This window comes from Allobosea sp. LjRoot90, from assembly GCF_964254315.1.
Lineage (GTDB): Bacteria > Pseudomonadota > Alphaproteobacteria > Rhizobiales > Beijerinckiaceae > Allobosea.
Window position 1 is genome coordinate 79,244 of the sequence record NZ_CAXUTF020000009.1, and the last position, 18,963, is coordinate 98,206.

Below are 18,963 nucleotides of genomic sequence, written 5' to 3' on the forward strand. Positions count from 1 at the left end.
GCGGCGAAACGTTATTGCGGTTGCGGCGAGAGAAGCGCTCTGAATGGCTAGCCCGGCTGCACGTTTTTTAAGATCGGAGGTTCAAAAACGCAGGAAACGACAAAGCGCCCTTGGGAGCGCTCGAGTCGGTTGCAGTGACACGGACTTGGCTGGGATGTGGCGCAGCCGCGCCGGAGGGCGGAAGGCGCGGTCAGGCCTCGTCCTTGCGCTCCATCCACTTGATCAGCGGCAAAAGCGGCAGCACCCAGACGAGCCCGAGCACGATATAGGCGATGGTCTGCACGAGCTTCGAGGATTCGGTGATCCGGCCCTGCGCCAGCGCCATGGCGACGAGCGCGTAGACGCAGACGAAGACGATCATCACGACCGTGCCGACGAGCTTGCGATGGGTCTGCCTCATGGCGATTCTGGTCCGGGCTGCGGCATTGCGGGCGTTGTTCGGGCTTCGACGGCGGACTATCTGTCACCTGCCGCCGTGCTTGTGAAGCATATTCAAGCCTGCTCCCTGCGACCCGAGGTCCCGCCGCCGTGACGATCGCGCTCGATCAGCCTGCCGTTTCGGCCGCTGCGAACCATGCCGGCATCCGCCGCTGGCTCTGGGCCGTCGCCTTCCTCGTCTTCGTCATGGTCGTGGTCGGCGGCGCGACACGATTGACCGGCTCCGGCCTCTCGATCACCGAATGGCGTCCCGTCACCGGCGCGATCCCGCCGCTCAATGATGCCGCCTGGGCGCTCGAATTCGAGAAGTATCGCTTGAGCCCGCAATACCAGCTCCTGAACGCAGGCATGGAGCTCGCCGACTTCAAGTTTATTTACTGGTGGGAATGGGGCCATCGCCAGCTCGGCCGCTTCATTGGGCTGCTCTACCTCGCCGGCTTTCTCGTCGTGCTGGCGCGACGGTCGATGCCCTGGCGCGAAACGGCGATCCTGTTCGGCATGGGCCTGCTGCTCGGCCTGCAGGGCACGATCGGCTGGATCATGGTCGCCTCGGGGCTGGAGCCCGGCATGGTCGCGGTCGCGCCGGTGAAGCTGACGCTGCACCTGACCTTCGCCGGCTTCTTCTTCGCGAGTGTCGTCGCCTTCGCCACCTGGCTGACGCCTTTGCGCCGGGTCGAGCCGGCCTGGGGCAGGGCGGCCGCCTGGTTCCTCCTGCTGTTGCTGTTCGTCCAGATCGCGCTCGGTGGTCTCGTCGCCGGCTCCAAGGCCGGCTTCACCTTCAATACCTGGCCGCTGATGGATGGGGCGCTGATGCCGCCGCCCGCGACGCTGTTCGCCGGCACGCCGGTCTGGGAGAACTTCGTCGACAATGTCGCGCTGGTGCAGTTCAACCACCGTCTCGGCGCCTATGCCCTGCTCGCCTTCGCGCTCTGGCACGTGCTGGCCTTACGCCGCGCTGCGCCGGGCTCAGGCGCCGCCAAGCGCGCGACGGTCATCGCCGGGCTCGTGCTGGCGCAATCTGCGCTCGGCATCGTGACGCTGCTGCTGGTCGTGCCACTCTGGGCCGGCCTCGCCCATCAGGCGCTCGGCTTCACCGTATTGGCGATGGGCGTCGTGCATCTGACGCGCACGCAGCAGGCGACGAGCTGAAGCGCGTCATGCTCGGGCTTGACCCGAGCATCTCAGGCCGGATGAGGTTCCGGTCGGCGCCTTCGCGTCACGGGATTCTCGGGTCTGCGCTTCGCTTCGCCCGAGAATGACGGTCCGGCCCGCTCAGGCCAGGGCCTGATCCAGATCCGCGATCAGGTCCTCGGGATCCTCGATGCCGATCGAGAGGCGCACCACCTCGGGGCCGGCGCCCGATGCCGTCTTCTGCGCATCCGAGAGCTGGCGGTGCGTGGTCGAGGCCGGGTGGATCACCAGCGAGCGCGTATCGCCGATATTGGCGAGGTGCGAGAACAGCTTGAGGTTCGTGACCAGCTGGACGCCGGCGTCGTAGCCGCCCTTGAGGCCGAAGGTGAAGACCGCGCCGGCGCCCTTGGGGCAATAGCGCTGGGCGAGCGCGTGGTACTTGTTGTCCGGCAGGCCGGCATAGTTCACCCACTCGATCGCCGGATGCTTGGCAAGATGGGTCGCCACCTTCACCGTGTTCTCGCAATGGCGCTGCATGCGCAACGGCAGCGTCTCGATGCCGGTCAGGATCATGAAGGCGTTGAACGGCGAGAGCGCCGGGCCCATGTCACGCAGGCCGAGCACGCGGGTGGCGATCGCGAAGGCGAAATTGCCGAAGGTCTCGCCCAGCACCATGCCGTTATATTCCGGCCGCGGCTTGGACAGCATCGGGTAGCGCTCGTCGCCGACCCAGTTGAACGAGCCGCCGTCGACAATGATGCCGCCGATCGAATTGCCATGGCCGCCGAGGAACTTGGTCGCCGAATGCACGACGATGTCGGCCCCAAACTCGAAGGGGCGGATCAGATAGGGGCTCGCCATCGTGTTGTCGACGATCAGCGGGATATTGTGCTTCTTGGCGATCTTCGAGATGCCCTCGATGTCGACGATGACGCCGCCCGGATTGGCGATGGATTCGATGAAGATCGCCTTGGTCTTCGGCGTCACCGCCGCGGCGAAGGCATCGAGATCGTCGCTGTCGGCCCAGATCACGTTCCAGCCGAAGTTCTTGTAGGAATGGTTGAACTGGTTGATCGAGCCGCCATAGAGCTTCTTGGCCGCGACGAACTCGTCGCCCGGCTGCATCAGTGCATGGAAGCAGAGGAACTCGGCGGCGTGGCCTGAGGCCACGGCGAGGGCGGCCGTACCGCCTTCGAGCGCCGCGACGCGCTCCTCAAGCACTGCATTCGTCGGGTTGCCGATGCGGGTATAGATGTTGCCGAAGGCCTGCAGTCCGAACAGCGAGGCGGCGTGGTCGACATCGTCGAAGACGAAGGAGGTCGTCTGGTAGATCGGCGTGGCGCGCGCCCCGGTGGCTGCGTCGGGAGCGGCGCCGGCATGAACGGCGAGCGTGTGGAAACCCGGTGCGCGGTCGGTCATGGCGTGCTCCCTGACAATTCTGATCGTGAAACGGTCCCGTTCGATTTAACGAACGGTCCGCGAGGCGTCAAATCAGCGCCGCGGCCTTAGCTCCGGCCCGATGTGCTCTGGCCGCACGCCCATCCCGACCATCCGCGCCGGCAGCCGACGCAACAGCGGAAAGCGTTGCAGCAGGCGGAGTGGCCAGGGCGGCGCGACCGGCTTGTCCGCCGCGAGCAGCGGTGTGATGACTCGGTTCTGGATCGTGATCTGGGCGGCTTGCGTCACCTTGGCCGGCCATTCCCGCCGCTTCTGCACGGCAGCAAGATCGCTATCCGTCAGCCCGTGTTCGCGTAGCGGGCGGGCCAGCAGATTGGCGGCGGCGACCGCGTCCTGGATCGCCAGATTGATGCCGACGCCGCCGATCGGCGACATGGCATGGGCGGCATCGCCGATGCAGATCAGCCCCGGCCGCCACCAGCGCACCAGCCGGTCGACCGCGACCGAAAGCAGCTTGATGTCGTCCCATGAGGCGAGCTCGCCGCTACGGTCGGCGAGTTCTGGCGCGAGCGCGACGAGCCCGGCCTTGAAGGCGTCGAGCCCGGCTGCGCGCAGCTGGTCGAGCGAGCCCTTCGGGATGATGAAGGCGCACTGCCAGTAGTCGCCGCGGTTGAGCCGGATGAAGAAGCGCCCGGCCGCGACCTGGCCGAAGGCTTGGGCCGGCTCGTCCGGCCGGCGGCTCAATCGGAACCAGAGCACATCCATCGGCGCGCCGAGTTCGGTGACCGCAAAGCCCGCTGAGGCGCGGACGTCGGACCGCCGCCCATCCGCCGCGACGACAAGGTCGGCGCGGATCTCCAGCGGACCGTCCGGCCCGTCAGCGTTCAGTCCCGCGACGCGCCCGTTCTCCTCGATCAGCCCGGTTGCCCTGGTCCGCATCAGCAGCCGGAAACTCGGATAGGTCCGGCCGTGGTCGGCGAGGAAATCGAGGAAATCCCATTGCGGCATGAAGGCGATGAAGGGCGCCTTGACCGGCAGATGGCTGAAATCGGCAACGGTGATGTCCTCAGTGCCGAAGCGGGCGACGAGGTCGTCTTCCCTGACATGCGGCAGTTTCAGGAACTCTTCCAGCAGGCCGAGCTCGTGCATCACCTCCATGGTCGAGGGGTGGATGGTGTCGCCGCGGAAATCGCGCAGGAAATCGGCGTGCTTCTCCAGCACGATCACCTTGACACCAGCGCGCGCCAGCAGGAAGCCGAGCATCATCCCGGCCGGGCCGCCGCCGGCGATGCAGCAGGTCGTGCTCTCCTGGCGCATGCCCTTGCCTCCGCCTATTCGGTCAGCTTGATCCCGGTCTTCGCTACTAATTCCGTCAGGGTCGCGCGGTCGCGGGCCATGAAGGCGCCGGTCTCCTGCGGGCTCCAGGCGACCGGCTCGATCACCAGCTCGCGATAGCGGGCGGCGAGCTCGGTATCGCCCATCGCCGCGTTGATCGCGGTGCTCAGGATGCGCAGCGTCTCGGGCGCGATGCCGGCCGGCGCGACGAGCGAGGCCCAGCCGGGATAGACGACGTCGACGCCTTGCTCCTTCAGCGTCGGCAGATCAGGCAGCTGCGGCTGGCGCGCATCGGTGGTGACGGCGAGCGCTTTCAGCTTGCCACCCTGGATATTGCCGAGGCTGGCGGCCAGGCTGTCGATCATCACCTGGACCTGGCCCGACATCAGGTCGGCTGCGGCGAGCCCGGCGCCACGATAGGGCACGTGCGCCAGCCGGATCCCGGCCGCCTGCATGATCATCTCGAAGACCAGGTGGTTGGTGCCGCCGACGCCGGCCGAGGCGAAGTTGAGCTGGCCCGGCCGCTGCCTGGCATAGGCGATGAACTCGGCGAGCGAATCGACCGGCAGCGTCGGCGAGGCGTTCAGCACCAGCGGAAACAGGCCGAGCATGCCGACCGGGACGAAGTCGTGCGCGACGTCATAGGGCAGCTTCTGCCCGAGCGCCGGGGCGGCGGCGAAGCTCGCCGCGGTTGCGATGAGGAGCGTATGGCCGTCGGCCGGCGCCCTGACCGTGGTCTGCCCGGCAACGATGCCGTTGGCGCCCGGCCGGTTGTCGATGATCACCGACTGGCCGAGCTGTCTCGCCAAGGTCTCGCCGAGCCGGCGCGCCGCGATGTCCGTGCCGCCTGCCGGCGCGAAGGGCACGATGAGCTGGATAGGCCGCTCGGGGAAGGCGGCGCGGGCGCTGCCGGCGCCGAGAGCGCTCGCAAGGCCGGCGAGCAGGATGGTGCGGCGATCGAGAGGGGGCATCGGCCTTCTCCGGCGAAGAGCGGGAGCGCCGAGATTAGCGATCGCCCGCCGGCGGGGAAGAGTCTTTAAGTCCCCGGGCGGTTGATCGACAGCTTCTGGAAGCCCTTGCCAGCGAGCACCGGCTTCTTTGCCGACAGGATGCGCGAATTGATGCCCTGCCAGCCGATCTCACCGGAAAGCCGGCCGTATTCGATCTTGGGGCAGCGGTTCATGATCACGGTGACGCCTTTGGCCTCGGCCTTCGCCGCGGCCTCGTCATTGCGCACCGAGAGCTGCATCCAGATCACCTTGGGCAGCGGCGTGAGGCCGAGCGCCTCGTCGGTGATCGGCCCGGCGGCTTCCGAATTGCGGAAGATCTCGACCATGTCGATCGGGCCGGGGATGTCCTTCAGCGAGCCGTAGACGGTCTTGCCCAGCAGCGTCTGGCCGGCGAGCCCGGGATTGACCGGGATCACGTCATAGTCGCGATCGAGCAGGTATTTGGTGACGATCCAGCTCGGCCGCGCCTCGTTGGCGGAGGCGCCGACCAGAGCGATCGTCTTCACCTCGCGCAGGATGCGGCGAATAAGCGCATCGTCGTAAGCATCGTGAGTCACGAAACCAAAACCCCAGAGAATTGAACCGGTTGGCCGGAATTCCTGAATCAGAGACGGAAGCCCGCTTGCGGCAAGACCATGGCACCGCCAAGCTCCTTCCCCATCTTGAGGAGGGAAGAGCAAATCCCGCTCTTCTGTAAAGAGGAGGGCCTGCCATGTGCGACTACAGTCTGCACCATGTGATGTCGACTCCTGCCAAAGTTGGCGATGTCCTCAAGACCACCAGCTTCATCGGATCGAGCACCAGGGGCTTCAGCGCCGCTGCCGAGCCGAGTGTCGCGGTCTGTGTCCTGCCCGGCACGGAGCTGGCGTTCGCGGCTGAGATCGAATGCGACAGGGCGGTCGGCTTCCTGCCGCATCGCCGGCTCGCGGCGACGCTGGCGCGCTTCCGCCAGGTCGATCTCGACAAGCCCTACGCCCATCACGATGCGATCGAGCTGCCCGACGGGCAAATCGTGCTCCTGACCAACCTGTCGGAGGGCCAGACCGCGACTGTGCTGCAATTGCCGGCGGACGAGCAGGCGCAGCGGGCCGCGACGATCGAGGCGGAACCGGCGCGGGCGCAAGACGAGCCGGTCTATATCTTCGGCATCTGACCGGACGATCATAGGCGCGCAAGCGTCCCTCAGGATGGCGGACTCGTCCTCGGGCGAGCCCGCCCTTTCAGCTGTGACGCCAATCCGGCTGGCGCTTCTCCATGAAGGCGCCGATGCCTTCCTGCGCATCGCGCGCCAGCATGTTCTCGACCATCACCGCCGAGGCGTGATCATAGGCTGCCTTCAGCCCCATCTCACGCTGCTCGTAGAAGGCGCGCTTGCCGACCTTGACCGTCGCCGCCGATTTCGACGCGATCACTGCGGCGAGCCGCTTCGCCTCGGTGAGCGCTTCGCCTGCCGGTACGACGCGGTTGACGAGGCCCATGCGGGCGGCCTCCTGCGCCGGCACCATCTCGCCGAGCAGCAGCATCTCCATCGCATGCTTGGCCGAGAGGTTGCGCGAGAGAGCGACCATCGGCGTCGAGCAGAACAACCCGATATGGACACCGGGCGTACAGAAGCGCGCGCCTTCGCCGGCGACGGCGAGATCGCAGGTCGCGACGAGCTGGCAGCCGGCTGCCGTCGCCGTGCCCTCGACAGCCGCGATCATGGGCTGGGGCAGGGCGATGATCTGCTGCATCACGCCCGAGCAGCGCCCGAGGATCTCGGCAAAGTAAGCGCGACCGCGATCGGCATCGGCCCGGCGCGCACTCATCTCCTTGAGGTCGTGCCCGGCTGAGAACACCGGGCCTGCCGCTGCCAGCACCACGGCGCGAACGCTGCGATCGGCCGCGATCGCGGCGAGCGTCTCCGACAGGGCGGCCAGCATCGCCTCGCTCAGCGGATTGCGCGCTTCGGGCCGGTTCAGGGTCAAGGTCGCGATGCCGTCGGCATCCTCGCGCAGCAGCAGCTGGGGTCCGGCATGGGCGTTCATGGCGAAAAGCCTTTCGCTGTTTGCCCTATTGTCGGGAGGCAGGTGCCGTGCTGCAAGGGGCGTCACGTCCGATCAGACCCCGGTTTTCCGCACGATGACGACCCGCATGAACGCCGCCGAGATCGAGGCCTATCTCGATCAGGTCTTCCCACAGCTGCATTATGGCGGGCGGACCTATTTCGTCGAGGAAGTCGGCCCACTCACCGCGCGCATGCGCTGCGACTATCATGAGAAGCTTTTGCGGCCAGGCGGCACCATCTCAGGGCCGACCATGATGGCGCTCGCCGATCTCACGCTCTATGTCGCGATCCTCGCGCAGATCGGCCCGGTTGGCCTCGCGGTGACGACGAGCCTCAATTACAATTTCCTGCGCAAGCCGAGGCAGGCGGCGCTGATCGCCGAGTGCCAGCTGCTCAAGCTCGGGAAACGGCTCGCCGTCGGCGAGGTCCGGATGTTTTCGGCGGGCGAGAGCGAGATGGTCTGCCACGCCACCGGGACCTATTCGATCCCGGCTAAGAGATAATTGCGGTATCCTGATACCGTTTTCTGTATCGTACTGAAAACAATACATTTTCTGGAAAAGAGCTGCGTTATCTCTGCTTGACATCGGTAGGGTAGCCGCCTATCCAGCGCCCACACCGCCGCCGGTTCGCTGGCGGCTTGTCCTTTTTTCAAGCAGCCGAAGGGTGCCGCGATGAAGACCATCTCGCTCAAGCCCGCCGATGTCGAGAAGAAGTGGGTTGTGATCGACGCCTCCGGGCTCGTCGTCGGCCGTCTCGCCACCCTGGTGGCGATGCGTCTGCGCGGCAAGCACAAGGCCGCTTACACCCCGCATGTCGACTGTGGCGACAATATCATCGTCATCAACGCCGATAAGGTGGTGCTGACCGGTCGCAAGCGCGACCAGAAGATCTACTACCACCACACCGGCTATGCCGGCGGCATCAAGGAGCGCTCCGCCAAGTTCATTCTCGAAGGTCGCTTCCCCGAGCGCATCGTCGAGAAGGCTGTCGAGCGCATGCTGCCGCGCGGCCCGCTCTTCCGCCAGATCCTCGGCAATCTGCGCGTCTATAAGGGCGCTGAGCATCCGCATGCCGCCCAGTCGCCCGAGGCGCTCGACGTCGCGGCGCTCAACCGCAAGAATGCGAGGGTCTGATCATGGCCGAGGTTCTCCAGTCTCTCGAGCAGCTCGGTCAGGTCGCCAAGGGCACCCAGGCCGAGGCTCCCGTCCACGTCAAGAAGATCGACGCCTACGGCCGCGCCTATGCGACCGGCAAGCGCAAGAACGCCATCGCCCGCGTCTGGATCAAGCCGGGCTCCGGCAAGATCACGGTCAACACGCGTGACCAGGAAGTCTACTTCGCCCGCCCGGTGCTGCGCCTGATCCTGCAGCAGCCGCTGATGCTGGTCGATCGCCTGACCCAGTACGACGTCGTCGTCACGGTCAAGGGCGGCGGCCTCTCCGGCCAGGCCGGCGCGGTCCGCCACGGCATCTCCAAGGCTCTGACCTTCTACGAGCCCGAGCTGCGCGGTCCGCTCAAGAAGGAAGGCTTCCTGACCCGCGACTCGCGCGTCGTCGAGCGTAAGAAATTCGGCAAGGCCAAGGCCCGCCGCAGCTTCCAGTTCTCGAAGCGCTGATTGGCGTCAGACAGAACGTTCGTTCAGGGGGCGGCAGAAATGCCGCCCCCTTTCGTTTTTTGACAGGTTGCCGCTGACGCCTCGGCCTCATTGAGATTCGGTAGCGTTCGTTCCGCAGGGGATGACCCCTTCAGCGCCGGACTGGCCACCCGGAAAATGTCTGCGCTCCTGACGCGCGGAAACGCCGGTCTCACATCCCGCAGGATGTCCTTACCAGGAGTGTGAACGGATCGATCTGGAATTCCTCTTCGAGTGACTCCCCGAATAGTCTCAGCCACTTCTCCTGCAGTTCAAAAGCCTTGGCCTCGCGCGCTGCGTCGCATTCAAACTTTTCCTGGTGTACTTCCTGGAAATGATGAACCAGTTCGTGAACCAGGACAGATAGATCCGCTGCCGTTGCGCCTCTCCATGTGTCTCTCAGATAGATGATGTTCTCGCGCGAATCGTAGATCGAGATGATGTTTGGTCGATCTTGTTGCTGTACTATTTCGGACGCATATTGCTTGAACCGTAACACGGTCACTTGGTCCGCCGGTTTGAATACAAGCTTCGGCAGTGAGGTGGGGACTGGCTGCCCCAGCTTCGCGCCGACCCAGATCGCAAGGGCCTCCAGCAGCCGTCCTCCCGGATCGGGTTGCCTCTCACCGATAACGATTTCGAAGCCCGAGCCGAGGCGCAGGCGCTCGATTGTCTCGTCGCGCGCCCGAGCTTCACGGAGCGAAGATGACACGAGCACGGCAACGACCGCGATCAGGCAGCGTCCGACAGCTTTCATGGCAGTCGTCCGGAACAAATGCCGTCTATTGCGATACTGGCCGTCGGCACCGCCGCGTGTGCTTCACGGGAGGATCGCCAGTTCCGCAAGGTAACAGATCCCGGAGGCGATCCCCACCGACTTGTCCGCTCCCGCTGCATCATCCTTCAGCTATGGCGTGCACCTGGTGGCCAACGGGCCGGATCAGGCATTGGCTTCCAGCCAGGCGACGACCTCGGCGCGTCGCGGATGTGGCTTGCCGGCCGGCGGGAACAGCATGGTCAGACGATCGCCGCTCCTGAGTTCATCTGCGAAGGGGGCAACCAGCCGCCCGTCTGCAAGGTAGGGCGCAACCAGGCTCCTGCGGCCGACCAGGATACCGGCGCCGCCGAGCGCCGCATCGAGCGCCAGCGCATAGAGCGAATAGGATGGGCCGCGGCCGGCATCGATCCCACCAGCGCTGGCATGGCGCAGCCAGCGCGCCCAGTCGCTGCGCCAGACGGCGTCGTGCAGCAGGGTCTGCCCGGCGAGATCAGCCGGTGTCCGCAAGCTAAGGGCGAGCGTCGAGGTGCAGACCGGGAACAGGCTGTCCTCGGCGAGCGCCAGCGCATCGGCCGGTGGCTTGGCGAGGTAGAACAGCGCGAGATCGAAACTGTCGTGCCTGCCCGCCGGCGGCTCCTCCATCGCGCTGATCGAGACCGCAAGGCCCGGGAAGGCCTGTTGCAGTGCCGGCAGGCGCGGCGACAGCCAGAGTTGGGCGATGCAGGGCAGGGCGGCGATGGCGAGCGCCCGGCCGGCATGGCTCGCCTTGAGCTCCTGCACGGTCATGGCGAGCGCATCGAAGGCGGCGCTGAGACGAGGCCGCGCTTCCTGCGCAGCTTCCGTCAGCGCGACGCCCTGCGGCAAGCGCCGGAACAGGGTCAGGCCAAGAAAAGCTTCGAGATGTCGAACCTGCTGGGCGATGGCGCCCTGCGTCACCCCGATCTCCTCGGCCGCCCGTGAAAAGCTGCCGAGCCGCGCCGCTGCCTCGAAGGCGCGCAGCGCGTTGAGTGGCGGCAAAGGCGGGCGAGGCGGTCTGACGGGCATGCTCGGTACCGGCGGAAAGGCCGAGATTTTCTAGGCCTCGACGCGACGATAACTGGTTTGCATCCGCCCCGGCAAATCGCTGCAATGGTGTGACGAAACAAGGTTTGGTGAGGGATGGCGATGACGGTGAAACTGGCACGGCGCGGTTGGGTGCCGGCGGCGAGCGAGGATTACGTGCTCAGGATCGCCGGCGAGGTCGCCGGTCAGGATCGCGCGATGCGCGAGACCAGACTCGCTGATCTCATCACCGAGAACCGCACGATCCACGAGCGCGACTGCGTCAATCTCAACCCGGCGACCAATGTGATGAACCCGCGTGCCGAGGCGGTGCTCGGGCAGGGGCTCGGGTCGCGACCTTCGCTCGGCTACCCCGGCGACAAGTACGAGATGGGCCTCGAGGCGATCGAGCAGATCGAGGTGATGGCGGCCGAGCTGGCGGCCGAGGTCTTCGGCGCTGCTTACGCCGAGATCCGGGTGCCCTCCGGCGCGATCGCCAACCTCTATGTCTTCATGGCCGCTGCGAAGCCCGGCGATGTCGTGATCGCGCCGCCGCCCGCGATCGGTGGCCACGTCACTCATCACGGCGCCGGTGCGGCGGGTCTTTACGGCGTCGTCAGCCATCCGGCGCCGGTCGATGCCGATGGCTATACGGTCGATGTCGCGCGCTTGCGCGAGGACGCGCTGCGGCTGAAACCCAAGGTGATCAGCATCGGCGGCAGCCTCAATTTGTTCCCGCATCCGATCCGCGAGATCCGCGCCATCGCCGACGAGGTCGGTGCGATCGTGCTGTTCGACGCGGCCCATCTCTCTGGCATGATCGCCGGCCATGGCTGGCAGCAGCCGCTGGAGGAGGGCGCTCACGTCATGACGATGAGCACCTATAAGAGCCTGGGCGGCCCGCCCTCGGGGCTGATCGTCACCAATGACGCCGGCATCGCCGAGAAGCTCGACGCCATCGCCTATCCCGGCCTCACCGCCAATTTCGACGCGGCGAAGTCGGCGGCGCTGGCGATCACCATGATGGACTGGCAGGAATTCGGCCGCGACTACGCGGCGATGATGGCGGCGACGGCCAAGGCGCTGGCCGAGGCTCTCACGGAGCGGCAAGTCCCAGTCTTCGCCCGCGATCGCGGCATGACGACCTCGCACCAGTTCGCGATCGAGGCCGCTCCTTATGGTGGCGGGCAGGCCGCGGCGAAGCGGCTGCGTGCTGTCAACATCTTGAGCTGTGGCATCGGCCTGCCGCTGGCGGAGGTCGCCGGTGACGTCAACGGGCTCAGGCTCGGCACGCCCGAGATCGCCCGTTTCGGCATGAAGCCCGAGCACATGCCGGAGCTCGCCGGCTACATCGCCGATGGGCTCTCAGGCGCGCGCCCGGTCGAGGCGGTCGCCAGCGATGTCACCGCTTTCCGCCGGCGCTTCGGCAGACTGCACTATGTGAGGTGAGGCGGGGCGCAAATCACGGGCGCGGGGAACCCTTCTCCCGTGTGGGAGAAGGGCAGGGATGAGGGCCTGCCCTAACCTGAGAAGGCGCATCGCCGCCGCATCGCCCTAGCAATCAACGGCGGTCCCTCACCCCTACCCCTCTCCCATCCGGGAGAGGGGATCCCGCGTATGCATGACGCGCTTCAGCTTTCATAGCGCTCCAGCATCTCGGCCTGCAGCACCGTTTCGCTGACGACATGCGCGGCGCCGAGCCAGGCTGACTCGATCTCACCGGCGGCATTGCGGACGAGCCGGGCTGGCTCGCCGGGACTGGCGAAGCCCGAGGCCTTGACGATCTGGCCGCGATCCTCGGCTTCGGGCACGATCTCGCCGGCATCCAGGAACGGATTGAACAGCGCCGGATTGGCCATCAGCACCTTGCCGTCGACCGGGACGAGGTCGCCGGCGCCCCAGACCGTCCACAGCCGCTTGCGCCAGCGCTCGGTCGCGGGTGTCGGCGCGCCGTGCTCGGCGAAGGCCCGGAAGATCTGGATCACGCCGTCGAGCCAGGGATGGGCGAGGCCGTCGATGGCGTTGGTCAGCACCGAGACGGTGAGACCCTGCTCGGGAACGGTGGCGGTGCGGGTGATGAAGCCCTGGAAGCCGCCGGAATGGCCGACCCAGTCCCAGCCGTCGCCGCCACCCGAGATCGTGCCGAGCCCGTAATGCCGGCCAAGGCTGCTCTCGGCGTCGGGCCAGAGCCGGCGCGTCATCTCGCGACGGCTGAGTGGCGACAGCACGCTGGCTTCGGCCGCCGGCGAGAGCTGGGCGATGTAGCGGGCGATGTCGGCTGCGGTCGCGACGAAGCCGGCGGCCGAGACCATGGCGTTGCCAGGATTGTCCGCCGGGATCACCACGCGCCGGCCGAGCGGCAGCTTGCCGCTATGGCCTTTCGCCATCGGCCCGTTCCAGAGCGTGATGTCGGGCCTGGTCTCCTTCAACCCGGCGGGGACGACGATCTCGCGGGCGATCCAGTCCGCGTAAGGCTCGCTCGTCACGGCCTCGATGACGAGGCCGAGCAAAGCGAAGCCGTGATTGGAATATTTGAAGCGCTGCGCGGCCGGGAAGACCGGGGGCTTGCCGAGATCGGCGAGCAGCTCGTCCTTGCGCAGATAGGGCTTGCGATCGAGGAATTGGCCGGCATCAGCGCCGTCGCGCGTGAGCCCGGCGCTGTTGGAGAGGAGCTGGATCAGCGTCACCGCCGCGACCTCAGGGTGCAGGCCCTCGATATGGGCGCCGGCCTTGTCGTCGAGCCGCAGGCGCCCGGTTTCGGCGAGGCGCAGGATACCGGCTGAGGTGAAGCTCTTCGAATGCGAGGCGATGCGGAAGCCATGGCGCGGCGTCAGCGCCTCGCCGGTCGCAAGGTCGGCGCTGCCGAAGGCGACCTCGAGCACGATCTCGCCGCCATCGGCGATCGCGACCGCGCAACCGGGCTGGTCATGGAAACGGCGCTGGAATTCGAGCCAGCTTGCGACATAGTCGAGCGCGGCGGGCAGCCAGGGCTTCATCGGGGGTATCCATCGTCGAGCAAAGCGGGAGACGAAGCATCGCATGGGCGATGGCGCTGCGTCAGCGCCCGAAAGCAGCGGGGCCATGCATTGCCGACCGGAGCGCCTTCGTCCTTGCCCTCGACGCCGACGCGTGGCATCCGTCCGCGCAACACATAAGGATCGTTACCGTGGACAAGACCGAACTCGCCAAGCTCGAAGCGTATCTGCGCCGCACCTTCGCCAACCACAACATCAGCGTGCGCGCGCGGCTGAAGAAGACCGACTCGGCCGAGGTCTATCTCGCCGACGAGTTCATCGGCATCATCCATGTCGACGATGAGGACGGCGACCGCTCGTTCAACCTCACCATGGCGATCCTCGACGTCGATCTCGAGGACTAGAGCCGGATCCGATCAGGTTGCTTCAACCTGATCGGTGAATCCGTCTCTAAAACTTAAGATAGAGACCGTTTTACCGATCTGCTTGCGATGCAAGCTGATCGGAACGGGCTCTGAGGCTCAGGCGCTCAGCGCATCAGCCCGTCGATGGTGCGGCGCACGCCGCCCAGCATGATCTGCCAGTCGGCGACGATCGCGCGCGGGAAGCGGATGTTCACATCGACGCCGCGATGACGGAAGGTCACGCGGCAGGGCTCGTCGAGGCCGCTCTGCGCGGTCTCGACCGGGCAGCGCGCCGCAAAGCCGCGCCCATCCGGCACCGAGACATAGAGCTCGTCGCCCTCATAGGGCGAGCCCTTGCGGAAGCCACGCACGACCAGCCCGCCCGGATTCGACCAGACCGTCGGCGTCAGGAAGCGGGCATAGACGGAAAGCTGCGTCGCCGGCTCGTTGACCTTGTCCGGCGGGCTCAAAGTCACCAGCAGGCGTTGCCGATTCTCCGGCGCCACCGGGCCGAGGCTCGGCCAGTCGAGGCGCAGGCGCGCCATGCCGACCAGGCGTCCCTCATCGCTATCGGCACCGGTCAGGTTGGCCGGAATCGCCAGCACCACGTCGCCGACCCTCGTCGGGTGCAGCTCGGTCCCGGCATCGGGGTTGGGGCGGGTGGCGAACAGGGCAAGGCCGGTGCCCGCCAAGCCGAGGACGACGATGGCGGCCGCGAGCCGCAGGAGCGCCCGGTCGCCGCGCGGCAGGACCGGCGCTGGGCGACGCTTCAGATGATTGCGGATCAGTGCCGCGACATCGGTGGCACTGCTGGGCGGTTGGGCCTGGTCGGGCGCGGCGTAAAGGCTCATCGGATTCGTCCCTGGGGGCCGGCGCGCGGCCCTGTCAGGAAACTCAACCAGAGCCGCCTTAACGTCCCGTAAACCATGTCCGGGCCCGGCGTGGTTAACCATTGGTTAAAGCTTTGCTTCCGCGTTGAGCGACCTTGCGCCATGGTTCGGCAGCATCCGCTGGAAGCCGTGCCCGTGACGCTCGAACCATCCGCCATCGAGGCCCTGAAATCGCTCGTCCTCGGCTTCGCCTTTGCCGGGCTGCTGGCGAGTGCCTTCGAACTGTTCACGCAGAAGCGCGTCGGCTTCGAGTTGCTGCAAAGCGGCGGCGTCGGCGCAGTGGCGAGCGTGCCGGTGGTGGTGTTCAGCGCGCCCTTCCTGATCCTGCGCAACACCGTGCGCGGCCGGCGGATCGAAGGGCGGCCCTTCTTCTTCGTCATGGCCGCGAGCATGATCGCCTCGCTCTGGAGCCTGATCAGCGGCCGGGTCGTGCTCGATCTCCTGATGATGTTCGGCGCGGCTTGACGGCAGGGGGAGCGCCCCTGCAATCCTCGGGGTGAAACTCGGAGGACGCTATGCCGCTCTATTCGCTCGACGGAACCGCACCGGAAACGCCGCCGGAAGGGCAATGGTGGCTCGCGCCCGACGCGCACGTGATCGGCCGTGTCAGGTTGGCGAAGGATGTTGGGATCTGGTTCGGCGCGGTGCTGCGCGGCGACAATGAGTGGATCGAGATCGGCGAGGGCAGCAACATCCAGGAAGGCTGCGTGCTCCACACCGACATGGGCGCACCGCTCAGGGTCGGGGCCGGCTGCACGATCGGCCACCGCGCCATCCTGCATGGCTGCATCATCGGCGAAAACAGCCTGATCGGCATGGGCGCGACCGTGCTCAACCATGTCAAGATCGGCCGCAACTGCCTGGTCGGCGCCAATGCGCTGGTGACCGAGGGCAAGGAGTTCCCGGACAATTCGCTGATCGTCGGCTCGCCGGCGCGAGCGATCCGCACCCTCGACGAGGCGGCAGCCGCTGGCTTACGCGCCTCGGCCGCCAGCTATTCCGAGCGCTGGAAGCAGTTCGCCAAGGGCATGAAGCGGATCGATTGATCGCTCCGCGTCCCGACGGGGGTTCACTTATCCTGAAAAGAAGCGGGCCGGCTCCCGGGGAAGGAGCCGGCCCTGGACGATGCCCGGTCGGGGACGGGTGGGTGGGGACGTGACCGGACTCGTCGTCTGGTGGCGAAGCCCATCCGGGCTTGGCCGATGTCTAGTCGCGCCGGGTTTCGTCCCCGCCCGGCGCGTCTTGTTGTTCAGCGCAGCGAGGCCACCGTCGCGGTCGAGAGGCCGCCGAGCGAAGCCCAGCCGGTGCGGGCCTGGGATTCACGCTTCACATAGGTGTAGCCGGTCTGGCTCCACGGCAGGATCGCGTTGCGCTTGTTGTCGAGGATGAAGTCGCCGCGGTCGGTGCGGATCATCAGCACGGCGTGGCCGGCATTCTCCTCGTCGATCACGACGGTGACGCGCATGGCCCGGCGCGGCACGCCGGCCTCGGCCAGGCGCTGGCGCTTCAGCAGGACATAATCCTCGCAATCGCCCTTGCCGTCGGTCGGAATGTCCCAGCGGTCGACCACGCCCCAATGGTCCTGATCGGTAATCGCCTCGATCTCGCGATTGGCCTTGAGGTTTGTCGCGACGACCTGCTTCCACAGCTTCGGCGTCAGCTCGACCGACTCGGCTTCGCGGGTGTCGACGGCGCATTCACTCGGCATGCGCTTGCAGAAATCCGTCCAGGCATAGGGCGCGCGGGCCTCGCCGCCGGCGACGATCGGTGCGCTGGCGATTGGCAGCCCGGCGCTCTGCTGCGCCTGGGCGCCGGTCACGCCGGCGAAAGCGATGATGGTAGCAGCGGCGAAGCCGCGAAATCCCCGGAAGTTCGAAAACATGTCGTCCCCTTTCCTGTCCCGGGAACGACCATGCTTGTGCGCTGTAGAGATCGCTTGAAATGAAAGCGAACAATTTTACTGAAATCGAGCCTATAGAGCGCAAAAGTACTTAGAGAAAAACATGTATAAAACCGAGGGTAAGAATTTTCAGCGCTTGCGTCAGAGATTTTTAACCATGAGTTTCCTTAACCATCCAGTCTCTTAACCATGGCGGGGAAGGGGGCGGCTGCAGGTTTAGGCGGGGCACAGGCCGTGCCATTGGGGACGACATTTCCCGTCATGGTCGGGCTTGTCCCGACCATCCACGTCTTCACTGATCGAGGGCTGTGTTCAAGACGTGGATGCTCGCCACAAGGGCGAGCATGACGGCGCTAGAACACCGCAATGTGCACTTCGGGTGCAGCTCCACCCGAAATGACTACACGGTTAAACCGGAAGGACGTGCGCCCGAGCCTATGCTCAGGCTCAGAGCTCGAGATTCTCGTCGAGCAGGTCGGCGGAGAGGGGCATGCGGAACTGGGCGGCGTAGCCGCCGTCGAAGCGGCGCACGATCATCGCCGCGGTGCTGCCGAGCCGGATCGCTGTGCCCATCTCGAACTGATGGTCGCTGGCGAAGGCCGCGCCAGACAGCGAGAAGTCGATCAGCCGCACGGCGTGCTCGGTCCCGTCCTCGAGGATCAGGACACAGCGCGGATTGCGCGGCACGATCCGCTCATGGCGGCGGTCCTCGGGCAGGCCGAGTTCCTCGCGATTGGCGAGCCAGGTCAGCTGTGCCGTGAACTTCTCGCGCTTGCGGCTGGTCGCGGTGATCGTCATCGCGAAGCCGGCGGGCGTCGTGCGCACCGCCGTGCCCTCGATGCGGCCGAGATGTTCGAGATAGACGATGACGCGATCGCCGATTGCGGCCTTCGCCGGCGCAACCATATGCAGGCCGCCCGGCGAGATGTCGGTCGTCTGGCACGGATATTCCATGCGGTTAGGCAGCATGTAGCGCCCCAGCAGGACGACTTTCATGCGCTGATGCCGCCGGCGCTCGACCGGAACTGAGCCCGTTTTCGGATTTTTGGGCGCCGTCAGCATTGCAAACCTTGTTCCTAACAGGTGCATGCTAGCGGTCCGCCGGTTAAGAGGCGGTTAGTCGTATCAAACACGCCCACCCGGCAGAAGCATCAGTTTCGGCCGCTTGTCCTGGCCCGAAGGCTCGGCCTGACGCAGCGCGCGCGCATCCGGCCAGATCATCCTGAGCGAGATCATCCGCATCGAATCGAGCGTGTCGAGGCCGAGCCATTCCGGTGACAGGGTCGGCGAGAGCGCGCCGAGGATGCGGGCATGAGTGCGCCCGCGATAGCGCAAGGGCAGCAGCAAGAGCTCGAGATGGACGGTGGCGCCGTTCTGCGTCTGCGCCGAGAGACCGGCGACGGCGCCCGCCGTCTCGTCCATCACGGTCTGAACGAGGCGGCGGATGTCGCCTTGCGCCTCGACATCCGGCCAGAGCGCGACGAGTGCGCGCCCGCGCAATTCGCGTCCGAACAAGGCGCAGAGCCGCGTTCCGGCCAGGCGGAAGACTGGTCCGATCGGCTCGTTCTCGAGCACGAAGGTGTCGGCGAGCGCATGACGCAGCGCGCCCGGCTCGATCTCACCCCGTTCAGGGGCGCTCCGCTCGCCGCGCAGCGTGTCCCAGTAGTTGAAAACCAGGCGGGTGCTCGGGTTTTTCATTATCCTGTCCAGTCCGGTCTGCGCTGTCCTTGTTCGCGCGAAGGCGTGCCAAATCGGAGCGCATTCGTTCGAGGCGGGGACGGTCGGGTCCTTGCGAATCGGTAGGACGCAGCACGCATGCCGTCTTGCCACGTGGCCCGGACAGGGGGAGGCGGCAGGGGTTGTTAAGGTTAAGCAAGGGTTAAGCTTGTGGAAGATCGGTAAAATGCCGGATAAATCCGGCGTCGAATTCGAGTCCGTCCGAACGGTTCGGACTCAACCGGAAAGGCGGGGGGCGCGGGG

Annotated in this window: 22 protein-coding genes; 9 read left to right on the top strand and 13 right to left on the bottom strand. The window is 66.2% G+C overall.

Annotated features, from left to right (window positions below):
- Positions 1 to 190 precede the first annotated feature (190 nt).
- Positions 191 to 400: a DUF2842 domain-containing protein gene (locus tag ACSQ3M_RS25200; protein ID WP_436152819.1), complete on the bottom strand. Its 210-nt coding sequence runs from the start codon at positions 398 to 400 to the stop codon at positions 191 to 193.
- A 128-nt stretch (positions 401 to 528) separates the two neighbouring features.
- Here ACSQ3M_RS25200 and ACSQ3M_RS25205 point away from each other — a divergent pair, with 128 nt between their 5' ends.
- The gene (locus ACSQ3M_RS25205) at positions 529 to 1,587 is read left to right on the top strand and encodes a COX15/CtaA family protein (protein ID WP_436152820.1); all 1,059 of its coding nucleotides are present in this window, start codon (positions 529 to 531) and stop codon (positions 1,585 to 1,587) included.
- A 123-nt stretch (positions 1,588 to 1,710) separates the two neighbouring features.
- On the opposite strand, the gene ACSQ3M_RS25210 is transcribed toward ACSQ3M_RS25205, so the two are convergent.
- From ACSQ3M_RS25210 to ACSQ3M_RS25225, 4 genes are all read right to left on the bottom strand, one after another.
- Positions 1,711 to 2,988, bottom strand: coding sequence for an O-acetylhomoserine aminocarboxypropyltransferase (locus ACSQ3M_RS25210; protein ID WP_436152821.1), 1,278 nt, complete (start codon positions 2,986 to 2,988; stop codon positions 1,711 to 1,713).
- A gap of 72 nt (positions 2,989 to 3,060) precedes the next feature.
- Positions 3,061 to 4,284, bottom strand: coding sequence for an FAD-dependent oxidoreductase (locus ACSQ3M_RS25215; protein WP_436152822.1), 1,224 nt, complete (start codon positions 4,282 to 4,284; stop codon positions 3,061 to 3,063).
- A 14-nt stretch (positions 4,285 to 4,298) separates the two neighbouring features.
- Positions 4,299 to 5,273: a Bug family tripartite tricarboxylate transporter substrate binding protein gene (locus tag ACSQ3M_RS25220; RefSeq protein ID WP_436152823.1), complete on the bottom strand. Its 975-nt coding sequence runs from the start codon at positions 5,271 to 5,273 to the stop codon at positions 4,299 to 4,301.
- Positions 5,274 to 5,338: 65 nt separating this feature from the next.
- The gene (locus tag ACSQ3M_RS25225; protein WP_436152824.1) at positions 5,339 to 5,869 is read right to left on the bottom strand and encodes a CoA-binding protein; all 531 of its coding nucleotides are present in this window, start codon (positions 5,867 to 5,869) and stop codon (positions 5,339 to 5,341) included.
- A gap of 155 nt (positions 5,870 to 6,024) precedes the next feature.
- Here ACSQ3M_RS25225 and ACSQ3M_RS25230 point away from each other — a divergent pair, with 155 nt between their 5' ends.
- Entirely contained in the window at positions 6,025 to 6,465 is a 441-nt protein-coding gene (locus ACSQ3M_RS25230) for a hypothetical protein (RefSeq protein ID WP_436152825.1), read from the top strand.
- Between the two features lie 67 nt (positions 6,466 to 6,532).
- Here ACSQ3M_RS25230 and ACSQ3M_RS25235 read toward each other — a convergent pair whose 3' ends face one another.
- Positions 6,533 to 7,339 carry an enoyl-CoA hydratase gene (locus ACSQ3M_RS25235; RefSeq protein ID WP_436152826.1) on the bottom strand — a complete coding sequence of 269 codons (807 nt, stop codon included), beginning with the start codon at positions 7,337 to 7,339 and terminating at the stop codon, positions 6,533 to 6,535.
- A gap of 106 nt (positions 7,340 to 7,445) precedes the next feature.
- Here ACSQ3M_RS25235 and ACSQ3M_RS25240 point away from each other — a divergent pair, with 106 nt between their 5' ends.
- The 3 genes from ACSQ3M_RS25240 (at position 7,446) to rpsI (ending at position 8,977) form a co-directional block, all read left to right on the top strand.
- On the top strand, positions 7,446 to 7,862 hold the full coding sequence (locus ACSQ3M_RS25240; RefSeq protein WP_436152827.1) for a PaaI family thioesterase: 417 nt from the start codon (positions 7,446 to 7,448) through the stop codon (positions 7,860 to 7,862).
- 171 nt (positions 7,863 to 8,033) lie between these two features.
- The gene (gene rplM / locus ACSQ3M_RS25245; RefSeq protein WP_129155826.1) at positions 8,034 to 8,495 is read left to right on the top strand and encodes a 50S ribosomal protein L13; all 462 of its coding nucleotides are present in this window, start codon (positions 8,034 to 8,036) and stop codon (positions 8,493 to 8,495) included.
- A gap of 2 nt (positions 8,496 to 8,497) precedes the next feature.
- Positions 8,498 to 8,977 carry a 30S ribosomal protein S9 gene (gene rpsI, locus ACSQ3M_RS25250; RefSeq protein WP_436152828.1) on the top strand — a complete coding sequence of 160 codons (480 nt, stop codon included), beginning with the start codon at positions 8,498 to 8,500 and terminating at the stop codon, positions 8,975 to 8,977.
- Positions 8,978 to 9,167: 190 nt separating this feature from the next.
- On the opposite strand, the gene ACSQ3M_RS25255 is transcribed toward rpsI, so the two are convergent.
- Positions 9,168 to 9,752 (bottom strand): DUF6647 family protein, encoded by a 585-nt coding sequence (locus tag ACSQ3M_RS25255; RefSeq protein ID WP_436152829.1) that lies wholly within the window; start codon positions 9,750 to 9,752, stop codon positions 9,168 to 9,170.
- A 183-nt stretch (positions 9,753 to 9,935) separates the two neighbouring features.
- A complete protein-coding gene (locus tag ACSQ3M_RS25260) occupies positions 9,936 to 10,817 on the bottom strand; it encodes a LysR substrate-binding domain-containing protein (RefSeq protein ID WP_436152830.1) in 882 nt (293 codons plus the stop codon).
- 120 nt (positions 10,818 to 10,937) lie between these two features.
- Here ACSQ3M_RS25260 and glyA point away from each other — a divergent pair, with 120 nt between their 5' ends.
- On the top strand, positions 10,938 to 12,263 hold the full coding sequence (gene glyA / locus ACSQ3M_RS25265) for a serine hydroxymethyltransferase (RefSeq protein ID WP_436152831.1): 1,326 nt from the start codon (positions 10,938 to 10,940) through the stop codon (positions 12,261 to 12,263).
- A gap of 182 nt (positions 12,264 to 12,445) precedes the next feature.
- Here the strand turns inward: glyA and ACSQ3M_RS25270 are convergent, their stop codons facing one another.
- Positions 12,446 to 13,810, bottom strand: a complete 1,365-nt coding sequence (locus tag ACSQ3M_RS25270; RefSeq protein ID WP_436152832.1) for a serine hydrolase domain-containing protein — start codon at positions 13,808 to 13,810, stop codon at positions 12,446 to 12,448.
- Between the two features lie 170 nt (positions 13,811 to 13,980).
- Here ACSQ3M_RS25270 and ACSQ3M_RS25275 point away from each other — a divergent pair, with 170 nt between their 5' ends.
- On the top strand, positions 13,981 to 14,193 hold the full coding sequence (locus tag ACSQ3M_RS25275) for a DUF3126 family protein (RefSeq protein WP_436152833.1): 213 nt from the start codon (positions 13,981 to 13,983) through the stop codon (positions 14,191 to 14,193).
- Positions 14,194 to 14,318: 125 nt separating this feature from the next.
- Here ACSQ3M_RS25275 and ACSQ3M_RS25280 read toward each other — a convergent pair whose 3' ends face one another.
- Positions 14,319 to 15,044, bottom strand: a complete 726-nt coding sequence (locus tag ACSQ3M_RS25280) for a hypothetical protein (RefSeq protein ID WP_436152834.1) — start codon at positions 15,042 to 15,044, stop codon at positions 14,319 to 14,321.
- A 174-nt stretch (positions 15,045 to 15,218) separates the two neighbouring features.
- On the opposite strand from ACSQ3M_RS25280, the gene ACSQ3M_RS25285 reads away from it, so the two are divergent.
- Together ACSQ3M_RS25285 and ACSQ3M_RS25290 are read left to right on the top strand one after the other, a co-directional pair.
- The gene (locus tag ACSQ3M_RS25285; protein ID WP_436152917.1) at positions 15,219 to 15,548 is read left to right on the top strand and encodes a DUF6949 family protein; all 330 of its coding nucleotides are present in this window, start codon (positions 15,219 to 15,221) and stop codon (positions 15,546 to 15,548) included.
- Between the two features lie 50 nt (positions 15,549 to 15,598).
- Positions 15,599 to 16,129 carry a gamma carbonic anhydrase family protein gene (locus tag ACSQ3M_RS25290; RefSeq protein ID WP_436152835.1) on the top strand — a complete coding sequence of 177 codons (531 nt, stop codon included), beginning with the start codon at positions 15,599 to 15,601 and terminating at the stop codon, positions 16,127 to 16,129.
- A 203-nt stretch (positions 16,130 to 16,332) separates the two neighbouring features.
- Here the strand turns inward: ACSQ3M_RS25290 and ACSQ3M_RS25295 are convergent, their stop codons facing one another.
- The 3 genes from ACSQ3M_RS25295 to ACSQ3M_RS25305 form a co-directional block, all read right to left on the bottom strand.
- Positions 16,333 to 16,965, bottom strand: coding sequence for a transglutaminase-like cysteine peptidase (locus ACSQ3M_RS25295; protein ID WP_436152836.1), 633 nt, complete (start codon positions 16,963 to 16,965; stop codon positions 16,333 to 16,335).
- Positions 16,966 to 17,430: 465 nt separating this feature from the next.
- Entirely contained in the window at positions 17,431 to 18,045 is a 615-nt protein-coding gene (locus ACSQ3M_RS25300) for a PilZ domain-containing protein (protein ID WP_436152837.1), read from the bottom strand.
- A gap of 63 nt (positions 18,046 to 18,108) precedes the next feature.
- The gene (locus tag ACSQ3M_RS25305) at positions 18,109 to 18,681 is read right to left on the bottom strand and encodes a PAS domain-containing protein (protein WP_436152838.1); all 573 of its coding nucleotides are present in this window, start codon (positions 18,679 to 18,681) and stop codon (positions 18,109 to 18,111) included.
- Between the last annotated feature and the right edge of the window lie 282 nt (positions 18,682 to 18,963).